At 62.9% G+C, this 23,953-nt stretch carries 21 protein-coding genes and 1 pseudogene; 12 read left to right on the forward strand and 10 right to left on the reverse strand.

Annotation, left to right across the window (positions count from 1 at the left end; translation table 11 throughout):
• Window positions 1–152 precede the first annotated feature (152 nt).
• Window positions 153–1,067, forward strand: coding sequence for an SDR family oxidoreductase (locus MHX66_RS04840; RefSeq protein WP_239200736.1), 915 nt, complete (start codon window positions 153–155; stop codon window positions 1,065–1,067).
• 40 nt (window positions 1,068–1,107) lie between these two features.
• On the opposite strand, the gene MHX66_RS04845 is transcribed toward MHX66_RS04840, so the two are convergent.
• The 4 genes and pseudogenes from MHX66_RS04845 to MHX66_RS04860 form a co-directional block, all read right to left on the reverse strand.
• Entirely contained in the window at window positions 1,108–1,566 is a 459-nt protein-coding gene (locus tag MHX66_RS04845; protein ID WP_239200738.1) for a hypothetical protein, read from the reverse strand.
• A 16-nt stretch (window positions 1,567–1,582) separates the two neighbouring features.
• Entirely contained in the window at window positions 1,583–2,182 is a 600-nt protein-coding gene (locus MHX66_RS04850; protein WP_239200740.1) for a PTS glucose transporter subunit IIA, read from the reverse strand.
• A gap of 11 nt (window positions 2,183–2,193) precedes the next feature.
• Complete coding sequence (locus MHX66_RS04855) at window positions 2,194–3,081, reverse strand: sulfurtransferase (RefSeq protein WP_239200742.1); 888 nt, start codon at window positions 3,079–3,081, stop codon at window positions 2,194–2,196.
• 63 nt (window positions 3,082–3,144) lie between these two features.
• A pseudogene (locus MHX66_RS04860) lies at window positions 3,145–4,492 on the reverse strand (sodium/glutamate symporter).
• Window positions 4,493–4,774: 282 nt separating this feature from the next.
• Here MHX66_RS04860 and MHX66_RS04865 point away from each other — a divergent pair.
• Window positions 4,775–5,125, forward strand: a complete 351-nt coding sequence (locus MHX66_RS04865) for a DUF4333 domain-containing protein (RefSeq protein ID WP_239200744.1) — start codon at window positions 4,775–4,777, stop codon at window positions 5,123–5,125.
• Window positions 5,126–5,203: 78 nt separating this feature from the next.
• Here the strand turns inward: MHX66_RS04865 and MHX66_RS04870 are convergent, their stop codons facing one another.
• A complete protein-coding gene (locus MHX66_RS04870; protein WP_239200746.1) occupies window positions 5,204–6,724 on the reverse strand; it encodes an aldehyde dehydrogenase family protein in 1,521 nt (506 codons plus the stop codon).
• 238 nt (window positions 6,725–6,962) lie between these two features.
• Window positions 6,963–9,584 (reverse strand): ATP-dependent chaperone ClpB, encoded by a 2,622-nt coding sequence (gene clpB, locus MHX66_RS04875; protein WP_239200748.1) that lies wholly within the window; start codon window positions 9,582–9,584, stop codon window positions 6,963–6,965.
• Window positions 9,585–9,858: 274 nt separating this feature from the next.
• Between clpB and dctP the strand changes: the two genes are divergently transcribed.
• The 5 genes from dctP (at window position 9,859) to MHX66_RS04900 (ending at window position 14,402) form a co-directional block, all read left to right on the forward strand.
• Window positions 9,859–11,064 carry a TRAP transporter substrate-binding protein DctP gene (gene dctP, locus MHX66_RS04880; RefSeq protein ID WP_239200750.1) on the forward strand — a complete coding sequence of 402 codons (1,206 nt, stop codon included), beginning with the start codon at window positions 9,859–9,861 and terminating at the stop codon, window positions 11,062–11,064.
• Window positions 11,061–11,294, forward strand: coding sequence for a hypothetical protein (locus MHX66_RS04885; RefSeq protein ID WP_239200752.1), 234 nt, complete (start codon window positions 11,061–11,063; stop codon window positions 11,292–11,294). Before dctP ends, MHX66_RS04885 begins: the two co-directional genes overlap by 4 nt.
• 9 nt (window positions 11,295–11,303) lie before the next feature.
• The gene (locus MHX66_RS04890; protein ID WP_255717206.1) at window positions 11,304–11,678 is read left to right on the forward strand and encodes a TRAP transporter small permease; all 375 of its coding nucleotides are present in this window, start codon (window positions 11,304–11,306) and stop codon (window positions 11,676–11,678) included.
• A 3-nt stretch (window positions 11,679–11,681) separates the two neighbouring features.
• A complete protein-coding gene (locus tag MHX66_RS04895) occupies window positions 11,682–12,968 on the forward strand; it encodes a TRAP transporter large permease (protein ID WP_239200754.1) in 1,287 nt (428 codons plus the stop codon).
• Window positions 12,969–13,742: 774 nt separating this feature from the next.
• Window positions 13,743–14,402, forward strand: coding sequence for a hypothetical protein (locus MHX66_RS04900; RefSeq protein WP_239200756.1), 660 nt, complete (start codon window positions 13,743–13,745; stop codon window positions 14,400–14,402).
• Between the two features lie 4 nt (window positions 14,403–14,406).
• Here MHX66_RS04900 and MHX66_RS04905 read toward each other — a convergent pair whose 3' ends face one another.
• Window positions 14,407–15,180 carry an IclR family transcriptional regulator gene (locus MHX66_RS04905; RefSeq protein WP_239200758.1) on the reverse strand — a complete coding sequence of 258 codons (774 nt, stop codon included), beginning with the start codon at window positions 15,178–15,180 and terminating at the stop codon, window positions 14,407–14,409.
• 153 nt (window positions 15,181–15,333) lie between these two features.
• Here MHX66_RS04905 and MHX66_RS04910 point away from each other — a divergent pair, with 153 nt between their 5' ends.
• The 3 genes from MHX66_RS04910 to MHX66_RS04920 all read left to right on the forward strand — a co-directional run bounded on the left by MHX66_RS04910 (window position 15,334) and on the right by MHX66_RS04920 (window position 18,948).
• Window positions 15,334–16,500 carry an acyl-CoA dehydrogenase family protein gene (locus tag MHX66_RS04910; protein ID WP_239200760.1) on the forward strand — a complete coding sequence of 389 codons (1,167 nt, stop codon included), beginning with the start codon at window positions 15,334–15,336 and terminating at the stop codon, window positions 16,498–16,500.
• 66 nt (window positions 16,501–16,566) lie between these two features.
• On the forward strand, window positions 16,567–17,670 hold the full coding sequence (locus MHX66_RS04915) for a CaiB/BaiF CoA-transferase family protein (RefSeq protein WP_239200770.1): 1,104 nt from the start codon (window positions 16,567–16,569) through the stop codon (window positions 17,668–17,670).
• Window positions 17,671–17,775: 105 nt separating this feature from the next.
• Complete coding sequence (locus MHX66_RS04920) at window positions 17,776–18,948, forward strand: FAD-binding oxidoreductase (protein WP_239200772.1); 1,173 nt, start codon at window positions 17,776–17,778, stop codon at window positions 18,946–18,948.
• 19 nt (window positions 18,949–18,967) lie between these two features.
• Here MHX66_RS04920 and MHX66_RS04925 read toward each other — a convergent pair whose 3' ends face one another.
• Window positions 18,968–19,894, reverse strand: a complete 927-nt coding sequence (locus MHX66_RS04925; protein ID WP_239200774.1) for a carbon-nitrogen hydrolase family protein — start codon at window positions 19,892–19,894, stop codon at window positions 18,968–18,970.
• A 176-nt stretch (window positions 19,895–20,070) separates the two neighbouring features.
• On the opposite strand from MHX66_RS04925, the gene MHX66_RS04930 reads away from it, so the two are divergent.
• Window positions 20,071–20,397 (forward strand): hypothetical protein, encoded by a 327-nt coding sequence (locus MHX66_RS04930; protein ID WP_239200776.1) that lies wholly within the window; start codon window positions 20,071–20,073, stop codon window positions 20,395–20,397.
• Window positions 20,394–21,737, forward strand: coding sequence for an alpha/beta hydrolase (locus tag MHX66_RS04935; RefSeq protein WP_239200778.1), 1,344 nt, complete (start codon window positions 20,394–20,396; stop codon window positions 21,735–21,737). The genes MHX66_RS04930 and MHX66_RS04935 overlap by 4 nt, the downstream gene beginning before the upstream one ends.
• A 35-nt stretch (window positions 21,738–21,772) precedes the next feature.
• On the opposite strand, the gene MHX66_RS04940 is transcribed toward MHX66_RS04935, so the two are convergent.
• Together MHX66_RS04940 and MHX66_RS04945 are read right to left on the reverse strand one after the other, a co-directional pair.
• Window positions 21,773–22,330: a methylated-DNA--[protein]-cysteine S-methyltransferase gene (locus MHX66_RS04940; protein WP_239200780.1), complete on the reverse strand. Its 558-nt coding sequence runs from the start codon at window positions 22,328–22,330 to the stop codon at window positions 21,773–21,775.
• Window positions 22,330–23,748: a SulP family inorganic anion transporter gene (locus MHX66_RS04945; RefSeq protein ID WP_347934402.1), complete on the reverse strand. Its 1,419-nt coding sequence runs from the start codon at window positions 23,746–23,748 to the stop codon at window positions 22,330–22,332. Before MHX66_RS04945 ends, MHX66_RS04940 begins: the two co-directional genes overlap by 1 nt.
• Window positions 23,749–23,953 lie beyond the last annotated feature (205 nt).

Here is a 23,953-nt window from a genome sequence, read left to right on the forward strand (position 1 = left end):
AGCGGCAAAAACGTATGCAGTTTTCTCCCACATCATAGCCGTAGTGCGACGGATCACTAAAGAATCCCGCAGAATCCCGCCAGCGCGAATCCTGCCTGCGAAAAATCCCATTCCGTCCGCACGCCCCCGCCCCAGCAGTCAAAATAATGAGCATGGCAAAACTTTCTAGCATTCTCCCCTTCCCCTCCCGCCCGCTCCCCGCCGTCAAAGGCGGAGTGGCCATAGTCACCGGCGCCTCCTCCGGCATCGGCCGCGCAACCGTAGCCGCCCTCGCGGAGCTCAAGAACGCCGCAACTACCGGCGGCCCAAGCAGCGCCAGCGCCGCCGCGGGAACTTACGTCCCCGACCGCATCATCGGCACCAGCCGCAACCCCGACAACATCACCGACCCCGTCGACGGGGTGGAATACCTCCCCCTCGACCTCGAAGACCCCGCCAGCATCGACGAGTTCGCCACCCGCGCCCTCGCCCTCGGCCCGCCGACCGCACTGGTCAACAACGCGGGCGAAAGCCAATCGGGACCGCTGGAGGAGCTCCCCGACGATGCCCTGCACCGTCTGTTTGAGATCAACGTTCTGGGACAAGTAGGCGTCACAAAGAGAATCCTTCCGACAATGCGACAACAAGGGGCCGGGCGCATCGTGATGGTCGGCTCCATGCTGGGCAGCTTCCCGCTGGCCTACCGCAGCAGCTACGTCGCCTCGAAGGCCGCGATCAAGGGATTCGCCTTCGCCGCCCGGCGCGAGGTCCAGCCCTTCGGCGTGGGCATATCCGTGGTGGAACCCGGCTCCATCAACACCGGGCTTTCCACGCGGCGTACGAAGTACGTGGACTTGCAGGGACCCTACGGCGCGGAGTTCACCACCATGCTGACGAACCTGGATAACAACGAGGCCAACGGCATCTCCGCCGAGCGCGTAGCCGAGGAAATTTTGAAACCCATCACCGCCACCCGCCCCAAGCCGCTGTACGCGACCGGCTCGATGGCGCCGGTGGTCTTCCCGCTCTCGCGCGTGCTGCCGACCGCGACGATGCACTGGCTGATCAACCGGAAGCATGGGCTATAGACGCACGCCGACCAGCCAGCCCCGGTATCCCCGGCGCCAATTAAGTCCGGAAGCTCTTGTCCCAGACGTCCTCCACGGGCTCGTCGTCACGCAGGAAAAGCTCATCGTCGACGTCGCGACCCCGGCGGGTAGACCAATCGTCCCACGGCGCGGCGAACAGCGCCAACACCGCCGCACCGACGATCCCCATGATCATCAGCATCCCCGCAACAACAACCAGCCACAACTGCGAATTCACATAAAAAACCATCGCCAGCAGCGCCGTCCCGACCAGCCCGATGCTGCTCATCAGCGTGTACAGGCGGTTCACGGGGTGCCGCCGGTGCCCATAACTATTGCGCTGCGTGGCCACCAGCGGCCACACCTGAAGCACAGCCAGCACCACAAAATAAACCCCGGCGATGCTCTGCAGCTGCTGCGGTGTGAAAATCTCCACCACCCGCGACAGCGCCAGAATCATGCCGACCACCGACATGATGCTGAAGATCCTCCGCGTCATTGCCCACGCACCCCCTTTACACCCAGAACAGGTTGTCGCCGCCCATCACAGGCTCGCCGGAGAACACGTCTAGCTTTATTTCTGACGCCCTCATCTGCAACCCCAACACCATCACCACCGGATCGAACCCCATCCGGCCCAACTCCCGGGGAGCGTACGTGCACACGGGAGTTCCCTGACGCACCAGGTCGCCCTCCTGGACGTGCACGTCGAATCCCTGGCCGTTAAGTCGCCCAGTATCCACCCCCAACTGCATGAAGATCGACGGCTGGTCGGCCAGCATCTCCGCGTGAAAGTCGTCGGCGTGGGCGCCGGGCTCCTGGGGCAAGCCTCCAGGCGCGGGCTGCGTCTGGATCACAAACATGTTCGGCGCCACGCGCTTCATCACTCCCCCGATGGGCGCGAGGATCTGCACAACCTCCACGCCCGCATCGGGGATCACTGCCACACCGGCGCCGATGGTGCCGGTGGCGAGGATCGGGTCGGGGACGGAATCGAGGCTAACGGCTGTCCCCGCCAGCGGGGTCACAACGGAAAACTTCGCAGAGGAGTTCTGCGCAGCCACTTCGCGCTGCTGGCCAGGCCTACGGGGATCCAGGGAGAAGTTGGGATCCATACTCCCGCAGTTTAGTCGCGCTCAATGGGGCGCGAGGCGGAAGCGGACCATTGAGACCAACCTCCCACAAAGTTCTTCGCGCCCGGCAGGCCCGCGTACTCCATCGCAGCGATAAACAGCGAGGAGTGCAGACCAGAGCCGGAGTACACGCACACGTCGTCACCGCTGGTCACACCATTATCGGCGAGGATCTGCCGGATCTCCTCCGGAGTTTTCACGCGGCCGCTGGCGCTGCTGTCGCGCTCGCTGTGGTTGTTGAAGAGCTCCTTGACCGGAATGTTGATCGCCCCGGGGATGCGGCCCGCCTGGTGGTCGAAGCGTTCCTTTCTGCCGGAATAGCGGGAGGGCTCGCGGGCATCCACCAGGATGCGCTCCTCGCGCCACTGCTCCACTTCCTCGAGGTCGAGGGTCGGCATGCTGCCCGGGCGGACCTCTACGTCGCCGCGGCCGCGCAGTGCCCCGATACCGCCGGCAACGTCGCCGCCCGCGGCCTCCCAAGACTTAGTACCGCCGTCCAGGATGCGGACATTCTGCACACCAGCCCAACGGAAAATGAACCATGCGCGAGCCGCATAGAGGTTGGCGCCGGCGTCATAAATATAAACAGGGCGACCATCCGTAATGCCCCAATCGTCGAAGCTTTTCTGCAGGCGCTCCGGCTCGGGTAGGGGGTTGCGCCCCTTGCGGCGGGACGGGATAGAAGCCAGATGCATCAGGGGGTTACAGAACATGGCACCGGGGATGTGCTGCCCCACGTATGCCTCCCAGGCGCTGTTTTCGGTGCGCGCCCAGTGCGAGTCGATCACGGTCATGCGTTCGCCCCGCTGGAAAGCCTCCAGCATCTCCTCACCGGAGACGAAGGGGCTGGCGGGCTGCTGTTGGGCAGAAGAGTTGCTCATAGTTGCTTAGTGTAGAACCTCGCGCCCGCCGATGTTGCGCACGCGCGACCACCGCGGCGCACGCTATCCCGCCGCGGCCGCCTTGCCGGAGCGTTTCCCCTTGCCCGGGCGTTTGCCTGTTCTCTCTGGGAACCAGCCCCGCACTGCAGCGAAGATAATAATGCCCACCGCGGCGACTGTCGCTATACCTCCGATACCCCAGGTAAGACCGGCTATCACCGCGATCGGGGCGAGGATGTTCATGCCAATTTCGATCGGTGCATAGCCCACGTAGGCAATGCCGTACTCGTTCATCGTGCCGGACTTCAAATCCGGGTCCACAATCTTCAGCAGCGCAATACCGGTAGCCACAGCAGCGGTGGCCCAGCCCCAGCCGAAAATGCCACGCTCCAGCCACTCATCGCCGAAGAACACCGGCGCAATAACGAAGAAGAACAGGCAGCAGTACGCAATGCCCAGCACGAACAGGATCGCCAGCGGAACCAGGTAGCTCGCCACCGCGTCCGGCTTAATGGAGGCGATACCGAAGGCGATCATGAAGTCCGTCGACGCGCCCGAGATCGACTTCACCGTCTGCTGGTCCAGGTACTTCGGCCGCTTGATGACGTGCAGGAAGACCTTGCCACCAATGCCCACCACGAAGGCCAGGGCAAACAGCGGCACCGATACTGCCGGGAAGAAGTGGCCGATGATCTGCTGCGCAATGTAGGCGAACATCACGGTCACGGCAATGAAGCCGGCGTGCAGGGCCAGCGGCTCAATCGACGATGGGTTCGTGGTGGCCTTACCAATGGAGGGCTGCTTAGCTTCGTCCTCGATCTGGCCCGAGCGCAGCTCCCACGGCAGCTCCTCCGGCAGGGTGGAGGTTCGACCGGTGCGGATACCCCAATTCGCGAAGATAATTCCACCAATGATCGCGGCCAGCGTGCCGACGGTCGCTGAGGTGAAGCCCCAAGGACATGGCGGCCTCCGCACCAATATCCCCAAACGCGCCACCAACGGCCGCGGCAGTGCCGAACCCACCGACGAAACCGACAGGCAGCATCATGCCGAACCACTCTGGAGTATCGAAAACCGGTGCGAAAACCAGCAGGCCAAGCAGCATAAAGATGCCCCACTGGCCGAGGAACATGGAGGTGGAAAAGCCCCACATGTTCTTCGCCTTCGAGGCATCGTTGGAGGCGAAAGTCATGCTGTACGGCATGGAGGCGAACACCACGGCGATCAGCAGAGTGGAGTAATCGCCCAGTACGCCGGAGAACGGCAGCAGGCCCAGCACCTCCGGCCCGAAGAGCAGCGCGAGCAGACCCGCGGTGATCGGCGCGGGGATCAGCAGGTTGCGGAACCATTCGAAGTGGCGCCTCATGAACGTGCCGATGATCAGCAATACCGAAATTATGCCGACATCCATCAGCAGGTCAAAGACCGTAAAGTCGATGGAGGCTCCCTCTTCTATTCTCTATTTACTCTCTTTGTGCTGTGTGCGCTCCGTTGCTCTGGGTATTTTATCGCACCTTCTTATTGACACCTGCGTTTCCCGGACAAACATACTCAGCATCGGTTAAGTTCAAACTGTGCAGCGTACTGCACGCTGGGGAACATTTCGCCAAGGGGCGACATTCCATACCCCGGATGCCTAATGAGGCATTTCAGCACGCCACCAGCCACGAACGAGAGAAAGAGACTGCCCCACATGAAGAACATCCGCACTTCCGCTGACTCCGTCCGCCTCTCCCAGCGCATCGGCGCCGCTTTTCTGACCGGCGCGCTGGCCATCACCGGCCTGAGCGCTTGCTCCCTACTCGGCGGAAGAGAGGTCGCCCAGGAAGACGTGGAGAAGGGCATCTCCGATTCCCTGGAGGAGGAGGTTGGCCGCAAGCCAGAGCGTATTGAATGCCCCAGCGGCCTGAAGGCGGAAGAGGGCGCGAAGATTGAGTGCAAGCTGCACGATTCCGGTGAGACATACAGCGTAGACGTCACCGCAGACACTGTGGATGGGGACAACGTCCACTACAACGTCGAGGTCGCTGACCAGCCAGAATAGTCCCCTAAACACGCCACACCCCGGCCTTATGCGCTGACAACGAGCGCAGTGGAGGCCGGGGTGGCGTCAATTAAAGAACTAGAACAGTCCCGAAGGCTCATCCGAGTAGGACCACAGCAGGTTCTTGGTCTGCTGGTAGTGCGCGAGCATCATCAAGTGGGTCTCACGGCCCAAACCGGACTTCTTGTAGCCCCCGAAAGCCGCGTGAGCTGGGTAATTGTGGTAGTTATTCACCCACACGCGGCCCGATTGAATCGCGCGGCCAGCCTTGTATGCAGTGGTGCCGTTGCGGGACCATACGCCCGCTCCCAGACCGTACTCCGTGTCGTTGGCGATGCGCATGGCCTCGTCGAAGTCCTTAAAGGTAGTCACGGCCAGGACCGGGCCGAAGATCTCCTCCTGGAATAGGCGCATGTCGTTGGTGCCCTTAAAAATGGTGGGCTCGATGTAGAAACCGCCGCTGCGGCCCGAGATCTCGTTTACACCGCCACCGCACAGCACCTGCGCACCCTCCTCGGGGCCGGACTGCAGGTAGCCGGTGATCTTATCCATCTGCTCCTGGGATGCCTGCGCGCCCATCATGACGTCCGTGTCCAGTGGGTTTCCGACGTTGATGGACTTCACACGCTCGATGGCCAGGGCCAGGAAATCTTCGGCGATATCCTCCTGCACCAGGGCTCGGGACGGGCAGGTGCAGATCTCACCCTGGTTCAGCGCGAACATGGCCAGGCCCTCAACGCACTTTTCCCGGAACTTGTCGTTCTGGTCCATGATGTCGCTGAAGAACACCGACGGGGACTTGCCGCCGAGCTCCAGGGTGACGGGGATGAGCTTCTCCGCGACCGCCTTGTTAATGATCTTGCCGACTTCCGTGGAGCCAGTGAACGCGATCTTGTCGATACGGTCAGAGGCGGTGAGCGCGGTGCCCGCCTCTGTACCCAGGCCGTTGACAATGTTCAGCACGCCTTCCGGAACGATGTCCTGGATGAGTTCTGCGAATAGCAGGATGCTGGCCGGGGTTTGCTCGGCGGGCTTCAGCACGATGGCGTTACCAGCGGCCATGGCGGGGGCTAGCTTCCACGCAGCCATCAGCAGCGGGAAGTTCCAGGGGATGATCTGCCCGACCACGCCAAGTGGCTCGTTGAAGTGGTAGGCGATGAGGTCTTCGCTGATCTGGGAGGTGCGGTCCTCCTGGGCGCGGAGAGCACCTGCGTAGTAGCGGAAGTGGTCGACCGCGAGCGGGAGGTCGGCGGCGAGGGTTTCACGCACCGCCTTGCCGTTATCCCAAGTCTCAGCGACGGCCATCATCTCTAGGTTCTCTTCCAGGCGGTCGGCGATCTTCAATAGGACGGCGGCGCGATCCTGTACGGAAGTCTTACCCCAGCCGGGTTGAGCCTTCTCTGCCGCGTCGATTGCCTTCTCAATGTCCGCTTCCTTCGAGCGCGGAACCTGGCAGAACACCTCGCCGTTGATGGGCGAAACGTTGTCCATGTACTCGCCATCGACAGGCGGCACCCACTGGCCACCGATGAAATTATCGTAGCGCTCCTTGAAATTGACGAGGCTACCTTCAGTACCAGGATCAGCGTAGACGGTCATGTGAGTACTCCTTTGAGTCGAGGTCGGGTGTGCACAAGGGTGGCCACGCTAGGCGCACCACCCCCAGTCACCATGTGGTGCACCTCACACTCTAGTTTTCTGAGCAAACATTGTCACCCTCCGTGCCGTCACCCCCACGCCCTAGCGCCCACTCAAAGCAGACCAAAACGCCCCACCCGGAACAGGTGGGGCGTTTATGCCGCTCAGAGAAGCTTTTAACCGTCAGAGCCGTCAGACATTAGTCCTCATCTTCAACGGCGCCCAGGGAGGTGATGACCAGCCCCGGAGCATCAACCACGCCAGCACTGTCAGCGCCAGCACCAGCACTGCCACTGCGGTCAATGTCCACGCGCACCGTGTCGCCATCGCGCACCTCGCCAGCCAGCAGCTTCTTGGCCAGCTGGTCGCCGATCGCCTTCTGGATCAGTCGGCGTAGCGGCCGGGCGCCGTAGGCAGGATCGTAGCCGTGCTCGGCCAGCCACGACTGGGCGTCATCAGTAACATCCAGGATCAAACGACGGGCCGCAAGGCGCTCCGCCAAATCGCCAACCTGGATAGACACGATGGACTTCAGCTGCTCGGCAGACAGCGGGTCGAAGATCAGCACGTCGTCCAGTCGGTTGATGAACTCCGGCTTGAAGGCGCGCTTCACCGCCTCCATGACCTCCTCGTCCGTGCCGCCGGCACCGAGGTTAGAGGTCAGGATCAGGATCGTGTTGCGGAAGTCCACGGTCCGGCCCTGGCCATCGGTCAGGCGACCCTCGTCCAGCACCTGCAGCAGCACGTCGAACACGTCCGGGTGAGCCTTCTCCACCTCGTCGAACAGCACCACCGTGTACGGGCGGCGCCGGACAGCTTCGGTCAGCTGACCACCGGCGTCGTAACCGACGTATCCCGGAGGGGCACCGACCAGGCGGGCGACGGAGTGCTTCTCGCCGTACTCCGACATGTCGATGCGCACCATGGCGGTCTCGTCGTCGAAGAGGAAGTCGGCCAGAGCCTTCGCCAGCTCCGTCTTGCCCACGCCCGTCGGGCCTAGGAACAGGAAGGAACCAGTCGGGCGGTTCGGGTCCGCCACGCCGGCGCGCGCACGGCGCACCGCATCCGACACGGCATCGACTGCACGGTGCTGGCCAACCACGCGGCCGCCCAGCACGAGCTCCATGTTCAGCAGCTTCTCGGTCTCGCCCTGCAGCATCTTGCCCGCGGGCACGCCGGTCCAGGCGGAAACCACGTCGGCGATAGTATCCGGCGTGACCTCCTCGGTCAGCATCATGCCTTCCTGCTGCTCGGCCACGGTCTCCTCAGCCTCGGCCAGCTTCTTCTCCACGTCCGGGATGCGCCCGTAGCGCAGCTCGGCGACCTTGGCGAAGTCGCCCTCGCGCTCGGCGATCTCAGACTCGCGGCGCAGGTTATCCAGCTCTTCCTTCAGCTCGCGCAGGCTGTCGATGCTGCCCTTCTCGTTCTCCCAGCGGGCAGTCAGGCCGGCCAGCCTTTCCTTCTCGTCGGCCAGCTCGCTGCGCAGGCGCTCGAGACGATCCTTCGAGGCAGCGTCGGTCTCCTTCTCCAGCGCCATCTCCTCAATCTCGAGGCGGCGAACCACGCGCTCCACATTGTCGATCTCCTCGGGGCGCGAGTCGATCTCCATGCGCAGCCTAGAAGCAGCCTCGTCGACCAGGTCGATGGCCTTATCCGGCAGGAAGCGGCTGGTGATGTAACGATCCGACAGGGTCGCGGCCGCCACCAGCGCGGAGTCCTGGATACGCACGCCGTGGTGCACCTCGTAGCGCTCTTTCAGGCCACGCAGAATACCGATGGTGTCCTCCGTCGTCGGCTCGCCGACATAAACCTGCTGGAAGCGGCGCTCCAGCGCGGCATCCTTTTCGATGTACTTGCGGTATTCGTCCAGAGTGGTCGCGCCGACCAGTCGCAGTTCGCCACGAGCCAGCAGCGGCTTGATCATGTTTCCGGCGTCCATGGCGGAATCGCCGCCCGCACCGGCACCGACGATGGTGTGCAGCTCGTCGATGAAGGTGATGACCTCGCCCTCGGCCTCCTTAATCTCGTCCAGCACAGCCTTCAGCCGCTCCTCGAATTCGCCGCGGTATTTCGCGCCGGCGACCATGGAGCCCAGGTCCAGGCTGATTAGCTTCTTGCCGCGCAGGGACTCGGGCACATCGCCAGCGACGATGCGGCGGGCCAGGCCTTCGACGATTGCGGTTTTACCGACGCCAGGCTCGCCAATGAGCACAGGGTTGTTCTTCGTGCGACGGGAGAGCACCTGGACGACTCGCCGGATCTCCTGGTCACGTCCGATCACGGGGTCGATCTTGCCTTCGCGGGCGCGTGCAGTCAGGTCGGTGGAGTACTTCTCCAGTGCCTGGAACTGGCCTTCCGGCTCCTCGGTGGTGACCTTCCGGTTGCCGCGAACGGATTCGAAAGCACCGCGGATGGCCTCGAAGGTGGCACCTGCCTCGTGCATCACCTTGGCTGCGTCGGAGTTGCCCTTGGCAATACCGGCCAGCAGAACCTCGGTGGAAACATAAGTATCGCCCAGCTGTTCTGCCAGCTCCTGGGCGGCGGTCAGTGCGTTCAGCGCGTCGCGGTTGAACTGCGGATTTGCCATCTCGCTACCGGTGGCCTGCGGGTATCCAGCGACCAGGTTCTTGGCCTTTGCCGCGATTGTCTGCGGCTCCACGCCTGCAGCCTGCAGCACGGGCAGGGCGATGGAATCTTCCTGCTCCAGCAGCGCAACGAGCAGGTGCGCCGGTCGGATGTCCGGGTTGCCCTTGGCGGAGGCATCCTGGAGTGCAGCCTGCATTGCAGACTGGGTCATTGTGGTGGGGTTGAAGCTCGTCATTTCTACATCTACCTCCTACGGCTTCATGCCGGTCGCGGTTGCACGCTCCCGACTTTACTTGAGTACACCTGACTCAACCACCACAACCTTGAGTCTATTCCACTCAATTTACGTATATGAGTGTGATTTACCCCACAAGTTCACCCCCGATCTACTTTTCTCGACGAAAACTATCGCCTTTCGCGCGCTTTGAAGGTTAGATGAAACTTATCCAAATCGGGAACAGATTACCTATATCCGTAACAAGTATCCGTAACGAGAGGGTGAAGGGACCATGCTACGACTCCACAAAAAGAAAGCGCCCCCGCACCACAGCACGCCGCACCAAAGCACGCCGCGAAGCCGGCGCACCCGCCCCAGCCGCCGGGTCGCCTCCGCCGTCGCCGCAATCGCCATGACGGCCGCCCTACCCGGCGCGCTCACCGCCTGCTCCAGCTCCCCCGCTGAGCCTTACGCCCCCGGCAGCACCGCGGAGCTAAAGATGGCGGATAGCTACTCGCTCACCCACCCCGTCGGCACGGGCGGCACTCAGCCCTTCCTCGACCAGCTGGAAAAAGACTCTTCCGTGGACGTCGAGTACTACGCCTCCGGGCAGATGGGCAAGCAGGCCGACATCCCCTCCGTCGTACGCAGTGGCGTGGTCGACATGGCGGTCATCTCCCCCTCCTACGTCAGCTCCAGCTTCCCGCTCAGCAGCGTGGGCGACCTTCCGGGGTTCAGCTCTGATGCATGCGTGACCGCCTACGCACTTCGCGACCTGGTGAAGCCAGGGGGCGTCCTCTATGAAGAAGAGCTCGAGCCCATGAAATTCATGCCGCTCTGGACCGGCTCTATCCCAGGCTACGAGGCCATGACGGCCGGCCAGGATCCGTCGCATCCTAACAACTTCCAGGGCGCGGTGCTCCGCTCCACCGGCGGCGCCCTGGACCGCGTGATCGACGAGATCGGCGCCGCCGGCGTGAGCATGCCCATCGGCGACATGTACGAGGCAATGGCGCGCGGCACCGTCGAAGGCACGCTCGCCAGCCCGATCTCCATCACCCCCTACGGGCTGGAGGACGTGGTCCACGCCAGCACCTATGGCGCCCAGCAGGGCAACTTCACCTTCTTCTACGGCATCAACCTGGATACCTGGAACCGACTGAACGACCAGCAAAAGAAGGCGCTGACCGATGCGGCGGACAAGTCCCAGCAGTCCGTCTGCGAAGAACTCAACGCAGCGCGCGAAGACTCCGTGCAGAAGATGAAGGATGCCGGCGTGCGCTTCTACGACGTCACCGACGGCGAAACGGCCAAGGAGTGGGAGAACATCTCCCAGCCCGTCCTGGACAAGTGGATCGAAGTCGCCGAATCCAAGGGGCACCCCGCCCAGCGGGTCGTGGACGACTTCGAGGACGCGCTGAAGCGCCATGCGGATCGCGCGGGTGCGGGCGTCACCGACCCGAAGACCCGAGCGGAAGCAAAGAAGGAGCAATCATGACCAGCAGCAACTTTATCCGCGTCGGTCACCACGGCACCGCCGATCGCAGCACATACGGCTACCACACCGAGGACCACCCGGGCTTCGACAAGATCCAAAACGCGGTCTCCGCAGTGTGCGCCTGGATCGCCGGCGTGGCCATCCTCGGGCTGGCGCTGGTCACTTTGGCCGAGATCGTAGCGCGCGAGTTCTTCGGCGCTCCCCTGGGCTGGAACATCTCCGTCACCTAGCGCTACCTGCTGCCGATCACCGCGTTCTTCGGGCTGGTCACCACGTACCGCACGGGCACGCACATCGCCGTGGAATCGCTGTTCAGCAAGTTCGCGCCCAAAGTGCAGAAGACCATTCTGCTACTGATCCACCTGGCCGTTGTCATCTCCATGATCTTCGTCTTCATCGGCGGGTGGAACGAAACCTACATGGCGTTCTCCCTGGGCCACGCCACTCTGCCCGGCATGGCTGACCTGGCCACTCCCGACTGGACCTACCGCGTGATCGTGCCCATCGCCGCCGCCCTGTGCGCCTTCGTCGCCGCGCTGGACTTTGTGCGCGAACTGATCACCCCGTGGGATCGCCCATACACCGACTACGACCCCGGCGAGGAAGAGGTTTAAACCATGCTTGCGCTTACTATCGTTGTGCTGCTGGTCGTGCTGATCACCCTGCGCGTCCCCGTCAGCTTCGCCATCTTCGGCACGGCCACGATCGGCCTGATCGCCCTCGGCGGAGTCGAGCTGGCCATCGCCACCATGGAAACCTCACCGTTCGCGGCCGTGCGTTCCAACTCTTTGTCCGCCGTGCCGCTGTTCATCCTGATGGCGCAGCTGTTGCTGATGTCTGGTCTTTTGGATTCTGTTTTTGACGCCGCCAAGGCGCTCGTCGGCCGCATCCCCGGAGGCACCGCCATCGCCTCCATCGGCGCAGGCACCGCGTTCGCAGCTGTCTCGGGATCGTCCACCGCCGCTGCGGCCACGTTGGCGCAGACCTCCTCTACCCGCATGATCGAGGAGGGCTACCACAAGGGCACCGCCACCGGCCTGGTGGCAGTGGTCGGCACGCTGGCGGCGATGATCCCACCGTCGATCATCCTGGTTTTCTACGCGATCACCGCGGAGGCTCCCGTGGGCGACGTGTTGGTCACGGGCTTCTTCCCCGGCCTGGTTGTCGCTATGGGCCTGGTGCTGGTGATGTACATCGGCTTCCTGAAGGACCGCTCCCGCGCCCCGCAGGGCGAGTCGGTTCCTTTCAAGGAAAAGGGAATGCAGCTGCTGAAGTCTTCCCCGCTGCTGCTGATTTTCCTGGCGGTGGTCGGATCCATCTTCACCGGCATCGCCACACCCACGGAGGCCGCCGCGCTGGGCGTACTGGCCGCGCTAATCCTGGTGATCGCGAAAGGCCGCTGGGATACCAAGAAGTTCGGCGAAACCGTGCTGGAGACGGTGAAGACCACCGGCATGATCTTCGCCATCATCATGTCCGCGCACGTGCTGGGGCACTTCCTCACCGAAACGCGCGTCACCCCGAAGCTGGTCAGCGCCATCGGCGAGTCTTCCCTGCACCCGCTGGTCGTCATGGTGCTGATCGGCGCGGTGTACCTGATCCTGGGCTTCTTCATGGACCAGATCGCCATCATCGCCCTGACCGTGCCAGTGACCCTGCCTATCGTCGAAGCGCTGGGTTACGATCCCGTCTGGTTCGGCATCTTCATCGTGCTGCTGGCGGAGACCGGAATGGTCACCCCGCCCATGGGCCTGAACGTATTCGTCGTCTCGAAGGCCGTACGTATCAACCCCATGATCGTGTTCAAGGGAGCATTCCCCTATGTCGTGATCATGCTGGTTATCGCCCTGGCCTTCCTGCTGTGGCCCCAGCTGGTGTTGTGGGTGCCGGAGTTAGCCGCTTAACGGTTCCAGCGGGCGCTGTGGTGTCTTAAAACCTCAATAATCCGATCCGCGTCGCGCGCGATCTGCTCGGTCGAGGCAATGACGGACACCGAGGCCACCGCCACCTCCTAAAGAATCGCCCACTCCGCCGATGTCTCGCATACAATAGTCGCACATAAGCATTAGCCCACATCGGCACAGAGCTTGTGATCACGTTCGCCATCGGTGCCGAGCGATTTCTCAGCCCAGTCGCCCCATCCCGCGAGGATTACAAATGAAGAAAACAATAGCCTGCTTGTTAAGCTTTCTATGCACCATGACGATATTCCCCCCTTCTGCACAGGCCAAAGCATCTGAAGCCAGCATCATTACGCCGTCTGCAGCAGATGTCAGTAGCTCCACAGAGCAAAAGCAAGTCACCACATACGGCATTTTTCCCAAGCCTTTCAGATTCGAATCTCGTTCCGATTGGCCTCACATCTCTTCCTCTCGAGGCGCCAGAGCAGCTAGCGTCCATGGATGGTGGAACCAGATTTCCGGCCCAGCGAGAACTGCCACCGTCCGCATCGAACTATGGGCAAAAGGCCCCCGTGATCGTTGGTTCCGAAAAGTAGGAGTCGGCACCAAACACGCAATTCCCGGAGGAGGCGGTCGAGGAAACAGAGCCACTGCGCGCGCTGTATGCAAGAATCACGACCGAACAATTTTCCGGGGCGATGTAGACGTGGACATCAATAACTATCCTGATCCCCCGGGAATTCGCCGTGGATACGAAGTGCCACTACCTTGCGGAGTGTGATCCATATGTACAAAGATCGCTACATTATCCTGCAAGCATCCACCTTCACCGAAGAGAAAGTGGATCCCGACCTCTTTTTCGACCGTTTTCGCTGGGCCGAATTATCCCTGGGTTTTTCCTACACCGGCGATTCCGACGGAAAGGTAATCCCTCTTAGCCTTTGGGAAATTAATGATGCTACCCACGACACTATTGAAGATCTGCAGACTATTCGCGCACACTTAACCGTGCGATCGAAAGAGGATCGCTTCCCTCTTCGCCCGTTATTTGCCGTGTGGGACTCCGCATTGCCAAGTTCCGCGCTCTCAGCTCTCCACTCCATCAGTATGAGCGCGATTTCCGACTTCGGCATACCTTCAGTTTCCGATATCGAAGCTATCTCCGCTTGCGAGCGAAGCGTCAACGCATATGAACAGGACGAACCTTGGGCCAGCTCCGTCAAATCGCTCGAACAGACCATCTCTCGTCACCACATGAAGCAACGAGGGAAGATCACCGCATTCTCCGGTGGAAAAGAGGTTTCCAAGGAGGTGTACTACGCGGAAAGCTTTCGCCCCGCACTAATCTCCAGCGCCTTTGAAACCATCTTGCACGCCCTCCCCCAGGGAGAGGACTGGCGAATCACCGCCACTTCTTCAACGACGAACTCAGCTTAAGCTGCTAACGGTTCCAGCGGGCACTGTGGCGTCTTAAAACCTCAATAATCCGATCCGCGTCGCGCGCGATCTGCTCGGTCGAGGCAATGACGGACACCGAGGCCACCGCCACCCCCTGGTTCTCGACACGCACGGCCACACCATCCGCACCGTTCAAAGCCACGCCGGGGGCCACGCATTCGCCGGTCGCGCGCATGTCTGGGTACCAGCGCTGGAACTTATTGATGGTCTCCTGCGAGCTCTCGGACGCCGCCAGAATCCCCCACACTTGCTCGTGCCCCAGCCCGGAGAGGATCGCCCATCCCGCCGACGTCTCGAGCGGCGGGCGCTGCAGCCGGTTTTGCGCCAGGTACTCGAACTCGGGATCCGACAGCGCATAGTCGAGGTAGTAGACATTATCGCCTACCAATGACGCCAACACGGCGATATAGCCTGTCTCTTCCACCACGTCTTCCAGCATCTCGTGGGTGACCTGATCCACAGGGCGGCTACCGGCGAGGGTGCTCAGCAGATACGGGGCCAGCCCCAGCCGGAAGGCTTTATCCCGTTCCTCCAGGTAGCCGGCCGCGACCAGGCCATTCACCAGGGATTGGGTGGAACTTACCGGCGCGCCGATGGCCTTGGAAATATCCGTGAGCCCGCGCGGCTGCGGGTTGCGCGCCACGAACTCCAGGATGTCCGCAATACGGTCTACGGTGCGGTGGTGGGACCTACCGGGCTGCTGGTCGATGGGAAAGGGGAACCGCGGCGCGGACTCTGGGTGGGGCGCGTCGGGCATTGGGGGGGTTCCTTTCGGCTTGGGGCGGCGGCTGACTACGACGATGTTAGAGGAAATTTTCGCAAAAGCCTTTCGGAACGAAACAACTTCCCCTACACTCAATGGTACGCAAATCAGTATATCACTACCTATATACGTAAGGAACTTACTGGCATGACTACCTCCCCGCTCGACCTCACCTCCTTCAACAGCCTGCTCTCCGACGAAGAGCGCATGCTGCAAGAAGCCATGGCGGACTTCGCCAACAAATCCCTCAAGCCCAACGTGCAAGAGTGGTTCGAAAACGGCACCCTGCCCGCCAAGGAGCTCGGCCCGCAGTTCGGACAGCTCGGCGCACTGGGTATGCACCTGGAAGGCTACGAGTGCCCCGGCGCCTCCGCCGTCGCCTACGGCCTGGCCTGCATGGAGATCGAGGCCGTGGATTCCGGCCTGCGCTCCTTCGTTTCCGTCCAGGGCTCCCTGGCCATGTTCGCCATTCACCACTGGGGCTCCGAGGAGCAGAAGGAAAAATACCTGCCGAAGATGGCCGCCGGTGAATACCTGGGTTGCTTCGGCCTGACGGAGCCCGATGCCGGCTCCGACCCGGCGTCCATGAAGACTCGCGCAACCCGCGACGGCGACGAATGGGTCCTCAACGGCACCAAGATGTGGATCACCAACTCCCCCGTCGCTGACGTGGCCGTCGTTTGGGCTCGCACGGAGGATGGCTTCGCTGGCTTCATCCTGGAAAAGGGCATGGAGGGCTTCACCGCCCCGGAGATCCACAAGAAGCTTTCGCTGCGCGCCTCCATCACCGGCGAGATCGTGTTGGATAACTGCCGCGTGCCGGATTCCCAGCGCCTGCCGAAGATCGACACCCTCCGCGGCCCGCTGACCTGCCTGAACGAAGCCCGCTACGGCATCATCTGGGGTGCCCTGGGCGCTGCCCGCGACAGCCTGGAAACCGCCATCGAGTACACCGAGACCCGCGAGGTATTCGGCAAGTCCCTGTCCAGTTACCAGCTCACCCAGGCGAAGCTGGCCAACATGTCCGTCGAGCTCAACAAGTCCGTCCTGCTAGCCCTGCAGCTCGGTCGCCTGAAGGATAAGGGCGAGCTCGCCCCGCACCAGGTCTCCGTCGGCAAGCTGAACTCCACCCGCGTGGCCCTGGAGATCGCCCGTGAGTGCCGCACCCTGCTGGGTGCTTCCGGCATCACCCTGGAGTACTCGCCGCTGCGCCACGCCAACAACCTAGAGTCCGTGCTGACCTACGAGGGCACCGCCGAGATGCACCAGCTGATCATCGGCCAGGCTCTCACCGGCAAGGGCGCATTCCGCTAGGCCAAACTTCCCCAGCCCCCACTCCTCCCCCAACCCTTCCAACCTTCCCCAACCAGAAAGGAACCTATGGGTCCCCTCGAAGGTATCGTCGTGGCCGATTTCTCCCGCGTCCTCGCCGGCCCCTACGCGACCATGATGCTGGCGGACATGGGCGCGCAGGTCATCAAGATCGAGCGTCCGGGTGTCGGCGACGACACTCGCTCGTGGGCGCCCCCCGTCAACGCGCAGGGCATGTCCACCTATTTCGCCGGAGTAAACCGCAACAAGAAGTCCGTGGAGATCGACCTCTCCACCGACGAGGGCCGCGAGCAGGCCCGCCGCATCGCCGCGGAAGCCGACATCCTGGTGGAGAATTTCCGCCCCGGCACGATGGAGCGCATGGGGCTGGACTACGAAACGCTCCGCCAGCACAACGAGGGCCTGATCTACGCCTCCCTCTCCGGCTTCGGCTCCGGCAAGGGCGCGGACATCGGCGGCTACGACCTGATGGTGCAGGCCGTCGGCGGCCTCATGTCCATCAACGGCGAGGAGGGCCACCCCGTCAAGGTCGGCGTGGCGCTGGTGGATGTCCTCACCGGCCTGCACATGGGCATGGGCATCCTCGCCGCCTTGCATTCCCGCACATCCTCCGGCAAGGGCCAGCACATCGAGATCAACCTGCTGCACACCCTGCTGTCCTCCCTGGCCAACCAGGCCAGCGCGTTCGTCGGCGCGGGCGTCATCGGCAAAGCGATGGGCAACACTCACCCTTCCATCGCCCCCTACCAGGTCTTTAAGACGCAGGAGGGCGACCTCGCCATCGCCGCGGGCAACGACTCGCTGTACCACCGGACCTGTCGGGTGCTGGGGCTCGAGGAGTTTATTGATGACGCCCGCTTCGCCACCAACAGCGACCGTGTCGCTCACCGTGCCGAGTTGGCGGAGATCATCGAAGGTGCGTTGTCTAAGTCCGGCGCCCAGGAGTGGTTCCAGAAACTGCGCGCCGCCGGGGTTCCCGCCGGCCCGGTGAACAACATCAAGCAGGCCTTCGAGTTCGCAGAATCCTTAGGCCTGGATCCCATCGTCGAGGTCGAGGGCATGCGCAGCGTCCGCAACCCGATCAACTTCTCCGATACCCCAATCGAGTACCACACTGCCCCGCAACAGCTCGGCAATCCTGCTTTCCAATAGGGGAGTTCCAATTCACAGGTTCGGGTGCGACAATGAGGAGCAACCAATCGGCCCCTCACCCGGTTGCCTCAGCCCGCCCCTGTAGAACAAGGAGACTTCGAGTCCGTGGCACGCCACTCTTCGTCCGACGAATACACCTTCGCAGAGCTGCTCGCGCTCGTCGAAGAACACCGCCACGATCTGGTCCAGCTCACTCGCGCGAAGTTGCACGCGATGGATCTCAAGCCCATGCCCGTGCACTTTCCACACGTCGCGGGCGCCGAGTACACCAACCCCACCCCGGATTTCGCCCAGACGATGGAACTGGACGAGGCCTATCTGGACCGCACCATCCGCTTCGTCCTGCGGGGCATCACCCACGGCGGCGAGTTCGCCACCGACCAAGCCGAGTTCTTGGTCGCTACCGGCCGGGATTTCCGAAAGTTCGGCGTGGGTTCTCAGCATTATGAGGCGCTAGAGTCCGCGTTGGTGGAGGCTGTTGGGGAGCATATTGGCGTCACAAAAAAGCTCAGCAACACAATCAACCTCGGATGTAGCCTGCTTGCCTACGGTGCACTCGAGGACGAGGAGGCCGGCCTGCCTGCGACCTCGGCCGCGCAGGTGCTCGAGGTGCTTCATCCTTCTGACGCCATCGCCGTGATCCGCACGCAGATGGATCCGCCGTTGCCGTATTGGTCCGGCCAGCATGTGGAGGTCCGCACTCCGCATACTCCGCAGCTGTGGCGGGCGCTTTCCCCGGCGATTCCTTTCAACGAGGACGGTCTGGTGGAGTTTCACGTCCGCGCCGTCGGGCCGTTTTCGCGTGCGATCGTGGAGGGCTCCCAGCCCGGCGAGCAGTGGGTGGTAGCCAATCCATATGGCGACCTACAGATTTCGGGCGAGAAGCCGGTGGTGATGGTGGCTGGTTCCACGGGTCTGGCGCCGGTGCGGGCGATCCTGCTGGACCTCATCCAGTCAGAGGAGCGCCCGCCGATGGTGCAGCTGTTCTTCGGCGCGCAGAACCCGGACGAGCTCTACGAGTGGAAGGGCCTAGTGGGCTTCGAGGATGCCTTCGATTGGTTGGATTTGTACCTGGTGGTGCAGGAGGATACGCCCGCTCCGGAGGGCTTCGAGGCCTACACCGCCCGCGGCCTGGTGGGGGATGTGGCCGCCGAGCGCGGTTCGTGGCGCGATGCCGAGGTGCTGATCACGGGTGGTCCGGAGATGAAGCGCCACACCGTGGAGGCTTTCCTCCGCGCTGGTGCGAACCGCGAGCAGCTGCGTTTCGACGTGCCCTAGCTGCTATGGCGTGGCCTAGCTACTTCAGCTGCTGAGCTTCCTCCACGTCGCCGACCAGATCGACCCCCACGCCGAGCTCACGGTCGGTGCGGTGGCCTTCCAGTACGGGCAGGTTCTTGCGAACCTTGTCCACGTAGTTCGGGTCAATGTCGATGGTCAGCACCTGGGCTGCGTAGCCGGTCTCCGCCAGCCGGGCGCCGTTCGGTCCAATCGCCACAGAGTGGCCGATGCCGGTGGGACCATCCGCAGTACCGTAGCGCTCTGGCGAGCCCGGGCGCGCCATACCCGCGGCGATCAGGTAGCTGGCGGAATCCAGCGCGCGGGCCGCGGTGAGCTCGCGCCACTGCTCCAGCTTGCCCGGACCATCAGCCCAGCTAGAAGGCACAACCATCACCTTCGCGCCCGCGGCAGCCATAGCCACGAAGTGGCCGGGGAAGCGGATGTCGTAGCAGGTGGCCAGGCCCACGCCCACGCCACCGACGTCGATGACTACCCGGCGCTTACCCGGCTTGACGGTATCGGACTCGCGGTAGCCGAAGGCATCGTAGGTATGAATCTTGTCGTAGTGCGTCACGTAGTCCAGCCCGGCGACCAGCAGGGTGTTGTTCACACGGCGGAACTGGTTGGCCTCCGGGGAGTCGCTGGGCTGTTCCTCCACCAGCTGCCCACTCGGGGTGCGGTAGACCGTGTCGGCCGGGGTGAACATGCCGACGACGGCGGTGGTGCCGTGCTTCTTGGCCGTGTCGATAATCGCCTGGGCAAACGGCCCATCCAGCGGTTGGGCGACGGTATCCAGCCGCCCGCTATCGAAGGGGAACATGGCCGCCTCGGGGAAAACGACCAGGTCGGCACCGTTTGCCGCGCCGGACGCGATGTACTTCAGGATGCGAGCCAGGTTGGCTTCCACGTCCGGTTCGGCCTTCATCTGGATGACAGCGATACGCATACAGTCCACCCTAGCGACATTGCCGACATCGCGCCCCCTTTTCATAAGGGCATATCGCTGGCCCTGTGGATAAAGCTGAGTTATCCACAGCCCCGAAGAATTTTTCTTTTTTGACGCCCCTAGCCTCCCTACACTCACTCCCAGAAAGCAGGTCGCGATCTCCAGGGGGTAAGCACGTGAACTATTCGACGATGGGATTTTTGGACTATTTGGACACGATGGCGCTGGATACAGCAGCAGTCCACGGGCGCTGCGAGGTGATTAACGAGGACGGAATGCAGTGTGCCTCAGCTGGCTATTCGGTGGCCAACGCATCCGCACCGGACATTCCGGGCGGCGCCACCACGCGGGCCATCGATACGGCCGCCGACCGGCTCCACGCGGCCTTCACGGGGTTCGGCCGCCAGCTGTCGAACATGGGCCGCACCATCGGCGTGTATGCCGACAACGTAAACACCGCCGACACCGACGGCTCCGATGCCTTCGCGGGGGCCGGCCGATGATCAGTTCAGCAACCAGCACAGTCACCGTAGACGCCCTAAAGGCCGCAAACGTAGAGGCCCTGCGCTCCGCCGCCGACCTCTTCACCCGCAATGGCGACAAGACATCCCGCCACGCTGCGAACGCCCGGGAGCAGGCCAAGTGGGGCGCGGACTGGTCCGGCCAGGCCGCGGACGCCGCCGGCCACGCCACCGATTCTGCCGCGAACCAGCTGGATACCGCCGGTTTCAGTAGCAGCACCATCGGCCAGCTGGCAGGCACCCACGCCGACGTTCTGGGCCCCACCCGGTCTGTGGTGCGCATGACCGTGGGGCTGGCCCGAGGAGCATTGATGTCGGTGCACCAGGACGGGGAGGTTTCCGCCCGCCACCTGGCCTTGATCCCCGGCATTGGCGAGGCCGCGCAGAACCTGGCGCTGGTGCTGACCAATATTCTGCGCGGGGCTCTCCAGCTGGCCAGTGTGCTGGATCGGGTGTCCGGCACCGCAATCTCCGCGATCAGTGGCACGGTCGCGCCACCCCGAAGTGATGTTGGGGTCGGTGAGGTCGAGGGGGCGTCTTCAATAAAGGGTCCCCAGAACCTGCCTCCGGTGCAGAGGGTGGATACGCAGCACGGGCCGGTGGTGACCGTCGGTGATGTCGAGGGCGCCGACGAGGTGATTACGCTGGTCAGCGGCGTGGGGTCGAGCAATGCGGACGCGCTGTCACGCACCGAGGCGTGGGCGCGGGCGACGGCTGTGGATGCCGCGGCGCACGGCAGGAACGTGGCGGTGGTGGCATGGCATGGCTACTCGGCTCCGGGGGATCTGCCCGGCGCGATCTCCCGGGCGCCAGCGCAGGAGGGCGCCACCGCGCTGCGAGAGCACCAGCGCCAGCTACGTGAGCGGAACCCTCACGCAAAGCTGCAGGTGGTGGGCTATAGCTACGGTTCGGTCGTGGTCGGGGAGGCCGCGGCTAAAGGCAGCGAGGGACTCACCGCCGACGAGGTACGCTTCTGGGGCAGCCCCGGCGTACACGCACAGCACGCCGAGGATCTGAAGCTGATTGCACCGCCGGATGAGTCGCCGGATGGGCACAGTAGCCACGGCCAGGTCATCAACGAGCACGTGCCCGGCGACATGATCCGGCTGACCACCACCCCGGGGTTTGGGGTGCACGGCAAGGATCCCGCTTCGCCAGACTTTGCCCCTAACTCCGGCGCTTCAGGATCCGGCGCTTCAGACTCCAACAGCTGGAGCAGCTACGGCTGGGGCCGAATCCTGGACCTCTACCTCATGAGCCGCGGGGAGACCGACGCCCACAGTTCCTACATGTGGTCCCCGGAGGTGAATGTGCGAAACTAACGCGCGAAGTTGCCGCGCGCAATTAACGCGCAAAATCAGAGAGCGCGCTCCATCTCCAGCAGCGCCCTCTTGGTCTCCGTGCCACCCCGGTACTCGCCGAGGCTCCCGTCGCTGCGGATAACCCGGTGGCAGGGGTACAGAATCGGCAGCGGGTTGCGTGCGCACGCCGAGGCGGCGGCACGCACGGCCCGTGGATTGCCCGCCAGAGCCGCCAGCTGGGCATATGTAATGGTCTCCCCGTACGGGATCTGCGCCAGGGCCTGTGTCGCCCGGCGCCGGAAGGGAGTAGTCACGCCACCGAGGTCAACGGGCACGGTGAAGTCCCGCCGCTCCCCCGCGAGGTACTCCCCCAGCTGCCTCACAGCCTCCTCCAGGTGCTGAGCGGCCGCACCCTCGGCAGGTGGCAATTCTCGCCCCTGCCACTCAGCCGCGCCACTGCCCTGCCGTAAGTGTGCAAACTCTATGGCCACCAAGCCCCGCTCCGTGGCCAGCGCCAACAGCTCACTTCTGGGGAAGACCTCAGACTTCAGGGCATCAAACTTCAGCACTACCCCGCCTACCCCGGTCTGTTCCTGACCTGTCAGATCTGCCACTAGCCTTCGCCACCCAGCTCGCCCGTCAGGCGCGTATGGAAGGCCGAGGAGAACTCGTTCATCCCCACAAACTCTACCGTCTTTCCACGCTGCCGGTACTTGTTCTCAATGGTGTCCAGCGCAGCCACCGAAGAAGCGTCCCAAATGTTGGACTTCGAGAAATCAATAACAACCCGATCTGGGTCCTGCGCGTACTCAAACTGCGTGGTGAGGTCGTTGCTAGATGCAAACAGCAGCTGTCCCTCGACCGTGTAGCGAACCAAAGCGGCGGCGTCATCAACCTCGCGACGCACATCAATCAGGTGAGCCACGCGGCGCACGAACATCACACTGGCCATCATCACGCCTACCACCACGCCGATCGCCAGGTTGTGGGTGGCCACAACCACCACAACGATGAGCACCATCACGAAGGTTTCGCTCTTCGGCATCCGCTTCAACGTCGACGGCTTAATCGAGTGCCAGTCGAAAGTGCCCACAGAAACCATCACCATCACCGCAACCAGCGCCGCCATCGGAATGATCGCCACAATGTCCCCCAGCACCAGCAGCAGGAAGAGCAAGAAAACGCCCGCCATGAAGGTAGAAATGCGAGTCCTCGCGCCCGACGCCTTCACGTTGATCATCGTCTGGCCGATCATCGCGCAACCGCCCATTCCACCGAACAGGCCGGAAGCAATGTTTGCTATACCCTGACCGAAGCTCTCGCGGGTCTTGTTGGAGTGGGTATCGGTGATCTCGTCCACCAGCTTCGCCGTCATCAGAGACTCCATCAGCCCCACCAGCGCCATCGCGAAAGCTACGGGCGCGATGATCTGCAGCGTCTCCCACGTCCACGGCACCTGGGGGATGAACAGCTCCGGCAGGTTGCGTGGCAGCTCACCCTTGTCGCCCACCGTCGGCACGGAAATGGAACAGGCCACCACCAGCACCGTGACGACCACGATGGAAACCAGCGGCGCCGGAATGGCCGTAGTTAACTTCGGGAAGAACACCAGCAGCAAGATCCCCAGCGCCACCAGCGGGTAGACCAGCCAAGGCACATCAATGAGCTCCGGGATCTGCGCCGAAAAGATAAGAATTGCCAGGGAGTTTACGAACCCGACCATCACGCTCCGCGGGATGAAACGCATCAGCTTCGCCACCCCCAGCACCGCCAGCACGATTTGGAACACGCCCGCCAACAGCACGGTGGCGATCAGGTAGTCCATGCCGTAGTTCCGGGCAATCGGCGCGACCACCAGCGCCACTGCACCCGTCGCTGCGGAGATCATCGCCGGGCGCCCGCCGACAAAGGCAATAGTTACCGCCATGATGAAAGCCGAGAAAAGCCCTACCTTCGGATCCACGCCCGCGATAACCGCAAAAGAGATCGCCTCCGGGATCAGCGCCAGCCCCACCACCAGCCCGGCGAGCATCTCCCGAACCAAGATCCGCGGGGTCGTCAGCGCAACCTTCACCGACGGGTCCGGCCGATAACGCTCCGGATCTTCTTTGCTCCCTATTACTGCAGCCGACAAACCAAGCACCCCTCTTAATCACGTCAGAACAATCATTGTTATACCGGCTGCGCTTTCCGCCCCGCCAGCCCAGCTCTGCCAATCCAACCCACCCCCCCCCAAC

Source organism: Corynebacterium sp. ACRPH (assembly GCF_022347285.1).
In the GTDB taxonomy this organism is placed as follows: Bacteria; Actinomycetota; Actinomycetes; order Mycobacteriales; family Mycobacteriaceae; genus Corynebacterium.